This is a genomic window from Methylobacterium sp. J-118 (assembly GCF_057836565.1).
Window position 1 is genome coordinate 4086890 of record NZ_JBYQFA010000001.1, and the last position, 14190, is coordinate 4101079.

Genomic DNA, 14190 nt, shown 5'->3' on the forward strand with positions numbered 1-14190 from the left:
CCCTCGGCCGCCTCAGCGGCCGAGCGTCTGACCGACTGCGAGCCCCGTCTCCTTGGCATACTCGGCGGCCGAGACCTTCTTGCCGCCCTCCGCCTTGACCTTGCGGATCGCGATCCGGCCGCCCTGCGCGCAGACGCTGAACCCGTCCTCATCGACGGCGATCACCTCGCCGGGCTTGCCCTTCACGTCGGCCAGCCGCCGTACCGGGTGCAGGCAGGCATCGAAGATCTGGAGCTTCCGGCCATCGTGGGTGGTCCAGGCCCCGGGGGCGGGGTTGGCCGCGCGGATCAGGTTGTAGATCTGCTCGGCATGGGCCGACCAATGGATCTCGGCCTCGGCGGCGCGGAACCAGCCCTCGTAGGTCGCCGCGTCCTCATCCTGATCGACCTCGATGTGCTGGCCGGCCACGACGAGGTCGGCCGCTTCGAGCATCGCGTCCACCCCCATCGGGAAGAGGGCATCGAAATAGACCTCGCCCAACGTCGCATCTGCGCCGATGGGGCAGGTCTTCTGGAGGATCACCGGCCCCTCATCGAGCCCGTCCGTCGGCCGGAAGATCGTGAGGCCCGTCTGGACATCGCCCCGGGCGATCGGCCAGTTGATCGACGATGGCCCGCGATAGCGCGGCAGCAGGCTCGGATGATACTGGATCGTGCCGTGCTTCGGGATGGTGACGAAGCTCTGAGGCGCGAACTGCAGGACATAGGCCATGATGCCGATATCGGCGTCGAGGCCGCGCATCGCCGCCTCGGCCTCGGGACTCTTCAGGCTCGGGAACTGGAAGACCGGGACCCCCTTCTCCTCCGCCGCGGTCTTCAGGACGTCCGGCTTCGCGCCCGGTTTCTCCGGCGCGCAGAAGACGGCGGCCACCGTGTCGCCCCGCTTCAGGAACGCCTCCAGCACGGCTTTTCCGAAATCCTGCTGACCGATGAAGGCGATGCGCATGCAAGCTCCTGAGCGTCGTCCCACCCGGGCCGTGGGGACAGATGAGGAAACTCCGAGCGGAGCGAGACCCGTCCCGATATGCGGTCATCGGCGCTCGGAGACGGACGATGCGACTCAAAACAGCAGGTCGTCGCGCCGGTTCCGATATCCGGGACGCGGCGCTTCGGGCGGCCCGACCAGGCCGCCCAGGGTGACCGCGATATCCGATCGCCGCCGTTGGCGGCGGCGATTAGTTCATTCCGCAGCGATCTTCTGGACCGACCCGATCGCCCCCGAATTCGCGATCTCGTCGAACTCCGATTCGGAGTAGCCGAGCACGCTGCGCAGGATCTCCTCCGTGTGCTCGCCGAGCAGCGGCGAGCGCACCACGTCGCTCGGGCTCGCCGAGAGCTTGATGGGGTTGCCCACCGTCAGGTACTTGCCGCGGGTCGGGTGATCGACCTCCACGATGGTGCCGGTCTTCCGCAGGGCCTCGTCCTCGGCGATCTCCTTCATCGACAGGATCGGCCCGCAGGGAATGTCGTGCTTGTTCAGGGTGTCCATCGCCTCGAACTTCGACACCTTCATCGTCCACGCCTCGATCCGCGTGAAGATCTCGTTGAGGTGCGGCAGGCGCGCCTTCGGCGTCGCGTAGTTCGGATCGGCCTTCCAACCGGGCTCGCCGATGATGTCGCAGATCGGCTCCCAGACCGCGGCCTGGGTGATCACGTAGATGTAGGCGTTGGGATCCTGCTCCCAGCCCTTGCAGCGCAGGATGCGGCCGGGCTGGCCGCCGCCGGAATCGTTGCCCGCCCGCGGGGTCGCCTCGCCGAACGCGATGCCCTCGCCGAACTGGCTGTATTCCTTCAGCGGGCCATGCTCCAGACGCTGCTGATCGCGCAGCTTCACCCGGCACAGGTTGAGCACACCGTCCTGCATGGCGCAGTCGACCTTCTGGCCGAGGCCGCTCTGGGTGCGGTGGTAGAGGGCGGTCACGATGCCGAGGGCGAGGTGCAGCCCGGTTCCGGAATCGCCGATCTGCGCGCCGGTGACCATCGGTATGCCGTCACGGAATCCGGTGGTCGAGGCCGAACCGCCCGCACATTGCGCGACGTTCTCGTAGACCTTGCAATCCTCGTAGCGGCCGGGCCCGAAACCCTTGACGGAGGCCAGGATCATCCGCGGGTTGGCCGCGTGGATCTTCTCCCAGGTCAGGCCCATCCGGGCGAGCGCCCCGGGGGCGAAATTCTCGACGAGGACGTCGCATTCCGCGATCAGGCGCCAGAGGACTTCCTTGCCCTTTGGGTTCTTCGAATCCAGCGTGATCGAGCGCTTGTTGTGGTTCAGCATCGTGAAATAGAGGCTGTCCACGTCCGGGAGGTCCTGGAGCTGCTGGCGCGTGGCGTCGCCCACGCCGGGCCGCTCGACCTTGATCACGTCGGCACCGAACCAGGCGAGGAGCTGGGTGCAGGTCGGGCCGGATTGAACGTGGGTGAAGTCCAGGATGCGGACGCCTTCGAGGGCCTTGGTCATGATCGGTCTCGGAGCTGGGGGCGGTCGTCGGGATTTGGAGGCGCGGATCAGGCCGCGGGCGCGGAGGGCCTGCGGGTTCCCCGGGGGCGCGTTGCGCGGCGCGGGCTATCTGGGCCGGCTCGTCCCATCCTCGAACGGGTCATGTCTGCACTCCCTCCCGACGCGCGGTCCCGTCGTGAACGCGAGACCGTCATGCGGACCCCCGGGTTACGGGTCCGACGATATGTATACCACATGCCATTTGGCCGAAGCGAGAGCCATTCTGGCTGGCGCAATCGTGGCCGGCTACGCACGGTAAGCCGGCCCGGTGCCGGGCCCGGCGCGCTGGCGGACCCAGCGCCGGGATGGCGGCACACCCTTGGCATTTGAGCCGAAGCGGTTCATGATTTCGACAAAATCCGCAGCCGGCCGAACGACGCGATGCTGCAGGAGGAACGCCCATGCTCGCCAGCACCAGCCTGATCAAATCGTCCTGGATCGCCGTCGACGTCGCCCATGACCGGGCCGAGCGGGTGCTCGTGGTCGAGACGTACATCGCGGTCAGCCCGCTGGAACCCAATTTCGACGCGGCACAATACGAGCGTGTGCTCGCCTGCGTACAGAACGTGCTCAAGACCCACCCGGAGATCGACCGCGCGTCGATCCTGAGCATGCACCGCGGCTCCGGCTGCACGGCCCTGTTCCGCGAGGCGCCGGTGACGGCAAAGCAGCCCGCAGCGGCCTGAGACGGGTCAGGTTTCCTCTGCGGCCGCGCCGCCCGTGATCCCCGACGATTCGAGGGCGACCCGGGCCGCGTGGAACCACCAGAGCGGGATATCGCGATTGGCCTTCGTCAGTTCCGAGGCCCAGCCCTCCTTGGGCATGACCTCCGCCCGATCGGCGAACAGGCGCAGAGCCGCCTCGGCCCGCTCCCGTCGGCAGCGCTCGCGGATCGCGTCCCGCTCCGCTGCGGCCCGGACCTCCGCCTGCTCGACGAGGCGCCGGGTGGCGAGGTCGTCCGCGTCGAAGGCGAATTGCTGCCAGAACGCCTCGGCCTCCCGCGCGACGTCACGCTCACGCCCCATCCGCGCGAGCGCCGCCTCGGCCGCGTCCCGGGCCAATTCGGCGGCCTCTGCGCGGCTCAGCATCCGGTTGTTGGCCTCGAGCAACTCCCGTTCCCGCTCCGGCGCCATCCGCTGGCGCCGGAGCACGCGCAGCTCCTCTTCCCGAGCAGCCTCTTCCGCCGCGGCGGCGAGCAGCGGGGCGAGGGGACCGGCGGCCAGGGCGTCGGCGCGCTGAAGATAGCGCTCGCGCCGGCCCGAAAGTCCGTCTTCTAAGGCCTCATCGTCCCAGGCCGGACGATCAGGGTGACTGCTGCGATCGCACTCGTACAGGGCGCGTGCCAGGGCATTGCGCAGAGGGTCCGGAAGCGGCGCCGCGGCGTGCTCGTTCATGAACCTGCATTCGCGAAGGGCGATCGACACAGCTTACAACGCGGCGGGGCGAATAAAGAGACCGGGACGGCGCCGCGGGGATGAATTTTTCGACACGCCGTCATCGATGCGCGCCGCGAGACGCGTCGAATCGCTGCCATACCTGAGCGTTCCGATGCTTGGGTAAAAAAGACAGCGCCGATTCGACAGATCACCGCTCGGCCACCGCCGCTGCAGGTCTTGGGCAAAGCGCATCCCGAGATCCGAGAACGCACGGCGTTCTTCGCGCGAGCGCGTGAGATCATGGTGCGGTGCCGATGCCGTCGAGGCAGGTCACGCTCCCCGGTCCGCCGCACAGGGATGTTCATACAGCGCTTCCGGATGCGGGCAATGGGCGGACCCTCGCGCGTTTCGCTCCCTCATTTGCGGGCAGCGTTGTTCAGACATCGCCCGCTGCACGGCGCAACGCGCTCTCCCCCCGTTGCGACTACGGGCGACACAGGTTTGAGGTCTCAGCGAGCTCGCCGGCCAGATCGGCGGGGCGTGGGTCCCCTCTCCCGTCCGGGAGAGGGGGCCTGTCGCGCTGCGTCATGAGCCGCGTGCCTTGAACCTGTGTCGCCCGTAGCCCGTGCGGGGAGGGGAAAAGCGCACCCTTTCAAAATTTAAGTGTCAGCCGGAGAAGCGTGAATCCGGTAGCCTCTGCGGGGGAGGAAGGGCGCGTGGCAGGTCTGGACTGCCGTACCCGTCGACCGGGCGATGGACCGAAACCCGAAATCCGGATCCGATCGACCCACCGCCCACTGTCTCCGCCCGAAGCGTCGACCAGAGAAACGCCGGCTCACGGGTGCGCGACGGTGCGCCGGAATCGATGCTCCGCATGCCGGCTCATATCGTGTGGCGCGCGTCACGGACGCGGGCTAAACCGGGGCGTGCGCCCGTCGCGCGGCGATGCATCCCATGATCCATACCGGCTACAATCCGGCGCTCGTCGCCCTGTCGATCGGCCTCTCGGTCTTCGCCTCATACACGGCGCTCGAACTTGCGGCGCGCATCCGCGGGGCGGCCCCGGGACCGCGCTGGTCTTGGGTCGCGGGCTCCGCCCTGGCGATGGGCGGCGGCATCTGGGCGATGCACTTCGTCGGGATGCTCGCCTTCGACATGGGCGTTCGGGCCACCTACCATCTCGGCCTGACTCTGCTCTCCCTGGTGATCGCCGTCGCGGCGACCGGGATGGCGTTCGCGTGGGTCGCCGACAAGGACGCGCAGCCGGCGGCCGTCCTGGTCGCGGGACCGCTCATGGGCCTCGGCATCGCCGGGATGCACTACACCGGCATGGCGGCGCTGCAGATCCCCGGGGACCTCGCCTACAACCCGTCCATCGTCGCGGTCTCCATCGCGATCGCGGTGACTGCGGCCACCGCCGCCCTGCGCCTCGCGTTCCGCCAGCACGGCGTCGGGCAGAGGCTGCTCGCGGCCGGCGTCATGGGGCTGGCCGTGGCCGGGATGCACTACACCGGCATGGCGGCGGCGACCGTCACGGCGGTGGCGGCCGGTGCCCCCGCCGCCCATGCCGCGATGCTGCCGCAGGGACAGCAGAACCTCGCGCTCTACGTCGCCGGGGCGACCTTCTTCATCCTGTTCCTGGCGATGCTGGGCTCGTCCCTCGACCAGCAGCGGGTCCAGCGCGACCTCCAGGCCAGCGAGGCCCGGTTTCGGGCCGCGATCCAGGCCGTCCGCGGCGTGCTCTGGACCAACGATGCCGCCGGCCGGATGATCGGCGAGCAGCCGGGCTGGAGCGCCCTCACCGGTCAGACCGGCGCCCAGTATCAGGGCTATGGCTGGGCCGACGCGGTTCATCCGGAGGATGCCCAGGCCACGGTCGATGCCTGGAACGAGACCGTCCGGACCCGGACGACCTTCAACCACGAACACCGGGTGCGCATGGCGGACGGGAGTTGGCGTCACTACGCGATCCGCGCCATCCCGGTGCTCGACGCGCGCGGCGCCATCCGTGAGTGGGTCGGGGTCCACACGGACATCACCGAGCAGCGGGAGGCCGAGGCCGAGCTTCGGGAGTCGAACGAGGAGATCCAGCGCTACGCCTATATCGTCAGCCACGATCTGCGGGCGCCGCTGGTCAACGTCATGGGCTTCACCAGCGAGCTGGAGGCGACGCGGGTCGAGTTGCGCGCGGCCCTGTCCGGGCACCCGCAGGCCGAGCGGATCGACGCGGATTTCGGCGAGGCGCTCGGCTTCATCAAGGCGGCGGTCAACCGCATGGAGAGTCTGATCGCCGCCATCCTGAAGCTGTCCCGGGAGGGGCGGCGGCAGTTCATGCCGGAATCCCTGGACATGACGGCCCTGCTCCAGGGCCTCGCGGACGCGCACAGGCACCAAGCCGAGGCGGCCCGGGCGGTCGTGACGGTGGCGCCCGACCTGCCGCGGATCGTCGCCGACCGGCTCGCGATCGAGCAGATCTTCGGCAACCTGCTGGACAACGCCCTCAAGTACCTCGACCCGTCCCGCCCCGGGCAGATCGCCGTGACGGCCCGCGCGACCGGCAGCCGGGGCATCTGTTTCTCCGTCATCGACAACGGCCGCGGCATCGCCGCCCGGGACCATGCCCGCGTGTTCGAACTGTTCCGCCGGTCCGGGGCGCAGGACCGGCCCGGGGAGGGCATCGGCCTCGCCCACGTCAAGGCGCTGGTGCGCTCCTTCGGCGGCCGGATCGAAGTCCGTTCGCAACTCGGCGCGGGCACGACCTTCGACGTGACCTTGCCGCGCGGTGCGTCTACAGCGGTCCGGGAGGATTCCGAACCGGCGCCCCTCGCCGCCGCATGAGCGTGGAGCGCCCCGTGCACCCCGTCAGCATCGTGATGATCGAGGACGACGAGGGTCATGCGCGGCTGATCGAGCGCAACATCCGCCGGGCCGGCGTCAACAACGAGATCGTGCCGTTCCAGGACGGAACTTCGGCGCTCAAGTACCTGCTCGGGCCGGACGGGTCCGGCGAGGCGAGCGCCCGGCGCCACCTGCTGATCCTCCTCGACCTGAACCTGCCGGACATGACCGGCCTGGACATCCTGGAGAAGGTCAAGGCGAACCCCCATACGCGGCGCTCGCCGGTGGTGGTGCTCACCACGACCGACGACAGCCGTGAGATCCAGCGCTGCTACGACCTCGGCGCGAACGTCTACATCACGAAGCCGGTGAACTACGAGGGCTTCGCCAACGCGATCCGCCAGCTCGGCCTGTTCTTCTCGGTGATGGAGGTTCCTGAGAACCCATGACCGCGGAGCACGCCGGCGCGGACCGGGCCGCCGCGGGGGCGCGGATCCTGTACATCGACGACGATCCGGGCCTCGGCCGCCTGGTCCGGCGGGCGCTGGAGGCGCGCGGCTACGCGGTGGAACTCTGCCCCAACGGCGCCGAGGGACTGGTCCGGCTCGCGCAGGGCGGGATCGACGCCGTGGCCCTCGATCATCACATGCCGGGCCAGACGGGGCTCGACCTGCTGCCGGAGATCCGGGCCCTTCCGGGGGCGCCGCCGGTCATCTACGTGACCGGCTCCGAGGACAGCCGCGTCGCCGTGGCCGCCCTGAAGGCGGGGGCGGTCGATTACGTCTGGAAGGACGTCCAGGGCCAGTTCCGCGAGCTCCTCGGCGAGGCCGTCGATACCGCCCTCCGGCAGGAGGCGCTGCGGCGGGACAAGGAGCGTGCCGAGGCCGAGATGCGCGAGGCCCGCGACCGGGCCGAATTGCTGCTGCGCGAGGTCAATCACCGGGTTGCCAATTCCCTGGCCCTGGTGGCGGCCCTGGCCCACATGCAGCGCAATGCCGTGACCGATCCGGCCGCCAAGGCGGCCCTCGACGAGATGCAGGCGCGGATCTCGGCGATCGCCGGCATCCATCGCCGCCTCTACACGTCGGACGACGTCGAATCCGTCGCGCTGGACGCCTATCTCGGCAGCCTCGTCGAGGAGTTGCAGGCGGCCATGCGGGCGGACGGGCGGGACCACGCGATCCGCCTGACCGCCGCGCCGGTGCGGCTCTCCCCGGACAAGGCGGTGTCGGTGGGCGTGGTGGTGACCGAACTCGTCACCAACGCCTACAAGTATGCCTATCCCCTCGGGACGCCGGGGGAGATCCGGGTCGCCGTGGATCAGGACGGGGCCGACAACGTCCGCCTCGCGGTCGAGGACGACGGGATCGGCTGGACCGGGGAGGGGGAGATCCGCGGAACCGGCCTCGGCTCGCGGATCGTGCGCGCCATGGCGACGAACCTGCGCTCCGCCCTCTCCTACGCACCAGGAAGTCCCGGCACCCGCGCCGTCCTGGCGTTCCGGGCCTGACCCGGCGGATCAGGAATCCGAACGGCCGGCGATGCGCTCCAGGGCGGCCAGCATCGGTTGCAGGTCCGCCTCCCCGAGGTCGTGGAAGCCGAGGGCCCGCCCCATGAACAGGCCCAGCACCGCGAAGAACAGCACGGAGCCTTCGCCCGGGCAGGCGCCCTCGATCCGGCCGAGACGGCCGAGCTGATCCGCCACGAAGGCGCGGTAATCCTGCAGGGCGTCCGGGGATTCGATCGAGGCGACGAGCAGGGCGCGGGACGATTCGTCGTCGTTGCCGTAATGCCCGCGGACATGCGCGACCATCGCCCGGGGAAGCTGCGACGGGCCGGGCGGGATCGCGGCCCCGCAGGCGGCGATCTCCTCCCGCAGCTGGGCGAGCTTCCGGGCGACCAGCGCCGCGATCAGGGCATCCTTCGATGCATAATGGTGCAGCACGCCGCCCTTGCTCAACCCCGCCTCGGCCGCGACCGCGTCGATGGTCAGGGCCCGTGAGCCCCCCTTCAGGAGGACCGCGGCGGCCGCTTCGAGGATGATCCCGGGCCGCTCCACCAGCCGCTTGCGCTTCGCCTGCATCGAACACCTGCATTAAAAACCGACTGGACGGTATGTAACGATTGGGCTAGGAACGCGCCACGCCGATCTTATGAGCCCGGCCACCACGATCGACCGCATGACCCGCCCCGCCACCCACGATCCTGCCCGACTTCTCTGGGCGATAACGGTCTTCAGCTGGATCGGGTGCGCCCGCGCCGAGCCGATCGTCATCGGTGGCCCGACGCTGGCGCGTGTCAGGGTCATCGAGGCCCGCCGGACGCCGATGGCCTCCGAGGTGGTGCTTACGGGCGATATCCAGGCCCAGGCCCAGGTCAACGTGGCGTTCCGCACCAACGGCAAGGTCGCCGAGCGGCGGGTGGAGGTCGGCGACCACGTCGCGGCCGACCAGGTCCTGGCCGTGCTGGAGCCGCTGACCCAGCAGGCGAATCTCGACAACGCCCGGGCCGCGCTGAACTCGGCGGAGGCGCTGCTGACTCAGGCGAAGATGTCCTTCGAGCGACAGAAGCAGCTCCTGGCCGGGGGCTTCACCACGCGCTCGACCTACGACAACGCCGAGCAGGAACTGCGCACCACCCAGGCCGCCGTCGATTCGGCGCGGGCCGCCTTCGGCACCGTGCAGGAGCAGTTCGCCTACACGGAACTCCGGTCCGGCGTCGCCGGGATCGTGACCAGCCGCAGCTTCGAGGTCGGTCAGGTCGTCCAGTCGGGCCAGACCGTGCTGGTCCTCGCGCAGGACGGGCCGCGGGACGCGGTGTTCAACGTCTACGAGTCGCTGCTCGCGCAAAAGCCGGCCGACAGCACCATCGCGGTGGCCCTGCAGGCCGATCCCACGGTCACGGCGACCGGGACGGTGCGCGAGGTCTCGCCGACCGTGGATTCCGCGAGCGGCACGGTCCGGGTGAAGATCGGGCTCCGGGCAACGCCGCCCGCCATGGGGCTGGGCGCCGTGGTGGTCGGACGCGGGCGGTTCGCCCCGCACGACACGGTGGTCCTGCCGTGGTCGGCGCTCTACCGCTACGACGGCCATCCCGCGGTGTGGATCTTCGATCCGGGGGCGCGGACCGTGTCGGTCCGCGCCGTGGAGATCGACCGCTTCGGGCCCGACATCATCGCGCTGAAGCGCGGCGTCGAGCCGGGGGAGCGCGTGGTCGTCGCCGGCATCCAGTTCCTGCGGCCCGGCCAGACCGTGGCGGCCGCCGAGATCGAGGGCGGCCGATGAGAACGCGCGCGATCCTGACCCTCGGCGCCGTCGCGGCGCTCGGCGGCTGCAACGATCGCGCCGGCGGCGCCGATCCCCATGCCGCCGCCGCGCCCGTTAGGCCGGTGCTGACGCAGGTCGCCGAGCCGAGCGATAGGATCACCCTGGGCCCCTTCGCCGGCACCGTGGAGCCGCGCTATCAGGCCCAGCTCGGTTTCCAGATCCCCGGCCGGATGGTGGCGCGCGACGTCACGGTCGGCGACCTCGTCACGAAGGGCCAGCGCCTCGCCGCGCTCGACGTCATCGTCACGCGCTTCGACCTGACCCGCGCCGAGGCCGACCTCGTCGATGCCCGCGCCCAGGCCGAGAACGCGGAATCCGCCGAGGGGCGGACCCGCCGCCTCATGGCGGGCAACAGCGTCGCACAGGCCACCCTCGATCAGGCGGTGGCCAAGCGCGAGACCGCGCGGGCGCGGGTCGATCAAGCCCAGGCCAGTCTCCAGAAGGCCCGCGACCAGATGGGCTACACCGAGCTCAAGGCCGAGTTCGACGGCGTCGTCACGCAGCGCCAAGCCGAGATCGGGCAGGTGCTGAGCGCCGGGCAGGCCGTGGTGACCGTGGCCCGGCCGGAGGTGCGCGAGGCCGTGGTCGATATCCCGGAAGCCTATGTCGGCGCCTTGCCGCCGGACTGTACCTTCACCGTTGCGCTCCAGAGCGCCCCGGAACTGACCGCGACGGGCCGGGTGCGCGAAATTGCGCCGCTCGCCGAAGCGGGCACGCGCTCGAAGCGGATCCGCATCGCCCTGGACAATCCGGGGCCCGCCTTCCGCCTGGGCGCGACGGTCGACGTGGCGCTCACCAGCACGGTTCAGCGCCGCTTCCTGCTGCCGCCCTCGGCGCTGCTGGAGGAGGGCGGTCACCACGCGGTCTGGGTCGTCTCGGCCGACGGCAAATCGGTGGCGCGCCGCGCGGTGACGCTGGCCGCCGGGCGCGACCGCGCGGATCCGAGCCGCGTCGCGGTCATCGAGGGCCTCCAGGCCGGGGAGCGCGTCGTCATCGCCGGCGTCCACGCGCTGAGAGACGGTCAGGCCGTGCGCCTGGGCGACGGCGCCGTTTGAGCGGGCGGCAGGGGCTTTCCCAGTGACGAACTTCAACCTCTCCGACTGGGCGCTCGGGCATCGCTCGTTCGTCTGGTTCCTGATGCTCGTCGCCCTCGTGGCCGGCGTGATGGCCTATTCCCGCCTCGGCCGGGAGGAGGATCCGCCCTTCACGATCAAGACCATGGTGGTCCAGACGACGTGGCCGGGCGCGACCATCAAGGACACCCTCGATCAGGTCACCGACCGGGTCGAGAAAGAGCTGCAGCAGCTCAACGGCCTCGATTACGTGCGCAGCTACACGACGCCCGGCTCATCCACGGTCTTCGTGCAGTTCCGCGACACGCTCAAGAAGAGCGAGATCCAGCCGGCGTTCTATCAGGTCCGCAAGCGGCTCGCCGACATCAAGGGCCAGTTCCCGGACGGCGTGCAGGGTCCGTTCTTCAACGACGAGTTCGGCGACGTCTACGGCAACATCTACGCCTTCACGGCCGACGGCCTGACCTATCGGCAATTGCGCGACTACGTCGAGGGCGTCCGGACCGAGGTGCTGCGGGTGCCCGACATCGGCAAGACCCAGCTGATCGGCACCCAGGCCGAGACGATCTTCCTCGATTTCTCGACCCGCAAGCTCGCCGGCTACGGCCTCGACTTCTCCGCCTTGATCAAGGCGCTTCAGGCGCAGAACGCGGTCTCGGCCTCAGGCGTCGTCCAGGCCGGTCCCGAGCGCGTCTCGCTACGGGTCAGCGGCTCCTTCGCGTCCGAGGCCGCGCTCCAGGACTTCAATCTGCGGGTGAACGATCGCTTCTTCCGCCTCGCCGACATCGCCGAGATCAGCCGCGGCTACGAGGATCCGCCGTCGCCGCTGTTCCGGGTCGACGGCAAGCCCGCGATCGGCCTCGCCATCGCCATGCGGCCCGGTGCCAACCTGCTGCATTTCGGCGACGCGCTGAAGGAGCGGATGCGGCTGATCGAGGCCAAGCTGCCCGTGGGTGTCGGCGTCCATCTCGTCTCCGATCAGCCCAGACAGGTCGAGCACGCGGTCGGCGGCTTCACCGAGGCCCTGGTCGAGGCGGTGATCATCGTGCTCGCGGTGAGCTTCGTCAGCCTCGGCGTGCGCGCCGGTCTCGTGGTCTCCGTGTCGATCCCGCTCGTCCTGGCGATCGTGTTCGTGGTCATGCAGATCATGGACGTCACCCTGCAGCGCATCTCGCTCGGTGCCCTGATCATCGCGCTGGGCCTGCTGGTCGACGACGCCATGATCACCGTGGAGATGATGGTCGCGCGCCTGGAGCGGGGCGACACGCTCCGGAAGGCCGCGACCTTCGCCTATACCTCCACGGCGTTCCCGATGCTCACCGGGACCCTGGTCACCGTAGCGGGCTTCCTGCCGATCGGCTTCAACGGCTCGGGGGCGGGGGAGTACACCTACTCGCTCTTCGTGGTGATCGCGGCCGCACTGCTGGTCTCATGGGTCGTGGCGGTACTGTTCGCGCCGCTCATCGGCGTGACGCTGCTGCCGAAGACCATGAAGCACCACAGCGAGTCGCGCGGGCTGTTCACCCGCCTGTTCACGGCGGCCCTGCGCATCGCCATGCGCTGGCACTGGACCACGGTCGTGACCTGCCTCGCGGTGATGGCCGTGGCGATCGTCGGCATGGGCCACGTCCAGCAGCAGTTCTTCCCGTCCTCCGACCGCTCCGAACTGCTGGTCGATCTGACCCTGCCGCAGAACGCCACCATCGCCGAGACCCGGGCGCAGATGGATCGCTTCGAGGCGACGCTGAAGGACGATCCCGACGTGTCGAGCTGGTCCTCCTATGTCGGGCAGGGCGCCGTGCGCTTCTACCTGCCCCTCGACCAGCAGCTCGCCAACGCGTTCTTCGGGCAGATCGTGATCGTCACGAAATCCCTCGACATCCGCGACCAGGTGATGGCGCGCCTTCAGGAGTTCGCCCAGCGCGACTTCGTCGGCACCGACGTGCTGGTGCAGCCGCTCAGCCTCGGGCCGCCGGTGGGACGGCCGGTCCAGTACCGGCTGAGCGGGCCCGACATGGAGACGGTACGCCATCTCGCCCTCGACCTCGCCAACGTGGTCGCCACCGACCGGCGCCTGGACGTGCCGACCTTCGACTGGAACGAGCCCGGCAAGGTCCTGCGGGTCGAGATCCTCCAGGACAAGGCGCGCCAGCTCGGCGTGTCGAGCCAGGACGTCGCGGGCATCCTCAACGGTATCGAGGGCGGCCAGTCGATCACGCAGGTGCGCGACTCGATCTATCTCGTGAACGTCGTCGGCCGGGCCCGGGCGGCCGAGCGGTCCTCGCTCGACACCCTGCAATCGCTTCAGGTCGGGCTGGCCAACGGGTCCGTGGTGCCGCTCCTCGCCTTCGCGCGGATCGGCTACGACCTCGAACAGCCGATCGTCTGGCGCCGCGACCGGCTGCCCACGGTGACGGTGCGCGCGACGATCCACGATTCGACCCAGCCCGCCACCATCGTCGCCGCCCTGCAGCCGGGGATCGACGCCTACGTGAAGGCGCTGCCGGAGGGCTACACCCTCCAGACCGGCGGAGCGGTGGAGGAGTCGGCCAAGGGCCAGGGTCCCATCGCCGCCGTGGTCCCGGTGATGCTGCTCGCCATGGCGTTCTTCCTGATGGTGCAGCTCCAGAGCGTCGGGCGGATGCTGCTCGTCTTCGCCGTGGCGCCCCTGGGGCTGATCGGCGTGGTGCCGGCGCTGCTGCTGTTCGACAAGCCGATGGGCTTCGTCGCCATCCTGGGGATCCTGGCGCTCGTCGGCATCATCATCCGCAACGCGGTGATCCTGGTGAGCCAGATCGAGGAGTTCCGGGCGGAGGGCATGGCGCCCTGGGACGCGGTCTACGAGGCGACGCACCACCGGATGCGCCCGATCCTGCTCACCGCCGCGGCCGCGAGCCTCGGGCTGATCCCCATCGCCCGCGAGGTGTTCTGGGGGCCGATGGCCTTCGCGATGATCGGCGGCATCCTGGCGGCCACGCTCCTCACGCTGCTGTTCCTGCCCGCCCTCTATGTCGGCTGCTACCGCATCCGGCCCGAGAGCGGCGGGGCCTCGCACACCGCCTGATCACCGGCGGACGGGAT

11 protein-coding genes are annotated in these 14190 nt (G+C 69.8%); 7 read left to right on the top strand and 4 right to left on the bottom strand.

Features of this window, described 5'->3' with window-relative positions:
• Window positions 1-12: 12 nt before the first annotated feature.
• Window positions 13-945, bottom strand: coding sequence for a methionyl-tRNA formyltransferase (locus AC3IF3_RS19820; RefSeq protein ID WP_489229992.1), 933 nt, complete (start codon window positions 943-945; stop codon window positions 13-15).
• A 234-nt stretch (window positions 946-1179) separates the two neighbouring features.
• Window positions 1180-2457 carry a formyl-CoA transferase gene (gene frc, locus AC3IF3_RS19825; protein WP_489229993.1) on the bottom strand — a complete coding sequence of 426 codons (1278 nt, stop codon included), beginning with the start codon at window positions 2455-2457 and terminating at the stop codon, window positions 1180-1182.
• 440 nt (window positions 2458-2897) lie between these two features.
• Between frc and AC3IF3_RS19830 the strand changes: the two genes are divergently transcribed.
• A complete protein-coding gene (locus AC3IF3_RS19830; protein WP_243967101.1) occupies window positions 2898-3182 on the top strand; it encodes a hypothetical protein in 285 nt (94 codons plus the stop codon).
• A 6-nt stretch (window positions 3183-3188) separates the two neighbouring features.
• Here AC3IF3_RS19830 and AC3IF3_RS19835 read toward each other — a convergent pair whose 3' ends face one another.
• Complete coding sequence (locus AC3IF3_RS19835; protein ID WP_489217753.1) at window positions 3189-3890, bottom strand: hypothetical protein; 702 nt, start codon at window positions 3888-3890, stop codon at window positions 3189-3191.
• Window positions 3891-4817: 927 nt separating this feature from the next.
• Here AC3IF3_RS19835 and AC3IF3_RS19840 point away from each other — a divergent pair.
• Genes AC3IF3_RS19840 through AC3IF3_RS19850 form a run of 3 tightly spaced genes read left to right on the top strand, consistent with a single transcriptional unit; the run spans window position 4818 to window position 8220 of the window.
• Complete coding sequence (locus AC3IF3_RS19840; protein ID WP_489229994.1) at window positions 4818-6710, top strand: MHYT domain-containing protein; 1893 nt, start codon at window positions 4818-4820, stop codon at window positions 6708-6710.
• On the top strand, window positions 6707-7159 hold the full coding sequence (locus AC3IF3_RS19845; RefSeq protein WP_243967105.1) for a response regulator: 453 nt from the start codon (window positions 6707-6709) through the stop codon (window positions 7157-7159). The genes AC3IF3_RS19840 and AC3IF3_RS19845 overlap by 4 nt, the downstream gene beginning before the upstream one ends.
• Window positions 7156-8220, top strand: coding sequence for a sensor histidine kinase (locus tag AC3IF3_RS19850; protein ID WP_489229995.1), 1065 nt, complete (start codon window positions 7156-7158; stop codon window positions 8218-8220). The genes AC3IF3_RS19845 and AC3IF3_RS19850 overlap by 4 nt, the downstream gene beginning before the upstream one ends.
• A 9-nt stretch (window positions 8221-8229) precedes the next feature.
• Here the strand turns inward: AC3IF3_RS19850 and AC3IF3_RS19855 are convergent, their stop codons facing one another.
• Window positions 8230-8793 carry a TetR/AcrR family transcriptional regulator gene (locus tag AC3IF3_RS19855; protein WP_489229996.1) on the bottom strand — a complete coding sequence of 188 codons (564 nt, stop codon included), beginning with the start codon at window positions 8791-8793 and terminating at the stop codon, window positions 8230-8232.
• A 97-nt stretch (window positions 8794-8890) separates the two neighbouring features.
• Between AC3IF3_RS19855 and AC3IF3_RS19860 the strand changes: the two genes are divergently transcribed.
• Genes AC3IF3_RS19860 through AC3IF3_RS19870 form a run of 3 tightly spaced genes read left to right on the top strand, consistent with a single transcriptional unit; the run spans window position 8891 to window position 14173 of the window.
• Complete coding sequence (locus AC3IF3_RS19860) at window positions 8891-9994, top strand: efflux RND transporter periplasmic adaptor subunit (RefSeq protein WP_489229997.1); 1104 nt, start codon at window positions 8891-8893, stop codon at window positions 9992-9994.
• Window positions 9991-11091 (top strand): efflux RND transporter periplasmic adaptor subunit, encoded by a 1101-nt coding sequence (locus tag AC3IF3_RS19865; protein WP_489229998.1) that lies wholly within the window; start codon window positions 9991-9993, stop codon window positions 11089-11091. Before AC3IF3_RS19860 ends, AC3IF3_RS19865 begins: the two co-directional genes overlap by 4 nt.
• A 22-nt stretch (window positions 11092-11113) precedes the next feature.
• Complete coding sequence (locus AC3IF3_RS19870; RefSeq protein ID WP_489229999.1) at window positions 11114-14173, top strand: efflux RND transporter permease subunit; 3060 nt, start codon at window positions 11114-11116, stop codon at window positions 14171-14173.
• Window positions 14174-14190: the final 17 nt, after the last annotated feature.

Excerpts from the sequence above, each read along its gene's own strand:
- AC3IF3_RS19820 (WP_489229992.1), bottom strand. The coding sequence starts at position 945 with ATGCGCATCGCCTTCATCGGTCAGCAGGATTTCGGAAAAGCCGTGCTG.
- frc (WP_489229993.1), bottom strand. The coding sequence starts at position 2,457 with ATGACCAAGGCCCTCGAAGGCGTCCGCATCCTGGACTTCACCCACGTT.
- AC3IF3_RS19830 (WP_243967101.1), top strand. The coding sequence starts at position 2,898 with ATGCTCGCCAGCACCAGCCTGATCAAATCGTCCTGGATCGCCGTCGAC.
- AC3IF3_RS19835 (WP_489217753.1), bottom strand. The coding sequence starts at position 3,890 with ATGAACGAGCACGCCGCGGCGCCGCTTCCGGACCCTCTGCGCAATGCC.
- AC3IF3_RS19840 (WP_489229994.1), top strand. The coding sequence starts at position 4,818 with ATGCATCCCATGATCCATACCGGCTACAATCCGGCGCTCGTCGCCCTG.
- AC3IF3_RS19845 (WP_243967105.1), top strand. The coding sequence starts at position 6,707 with ATGAGCGTGGAGCGCCCCGTGCACCCCGTCAGCATCGTGATGATCGAG.
- AC3IF3_RS19850 (WP_489229995.1), top strand. The coding sequence starts at position 7,156 with ATGACCGCGGAGCACGCCGGCGCGGACCGGGCCGCCGCGGGGGCGCGG.
- AC3IF3_RS19855 (WP_489229996.1), bottom strand. The coding sequence starts at position 8,793 with ATGCAGGCGAAGCGCAAGCGGCTGGTGGAGCGGCCCGGGATCATCCTC.
- AC3IF3_RS19860 (WP_489229997.1), top strand. The coding sequence starts at position 8,891 with ATGACCCGCCCCGCCACCCACGATCCTGCCCGACTTCTCTGGGCGATA.
- AC3IF3_RS19865 (WP_489229998.1), top strand. The coding sequence starts at position 9,991 with ATGAGAACGCGCGCGATCCTGACCCTCGGCGCCGTCGCGGCGCTCGGC.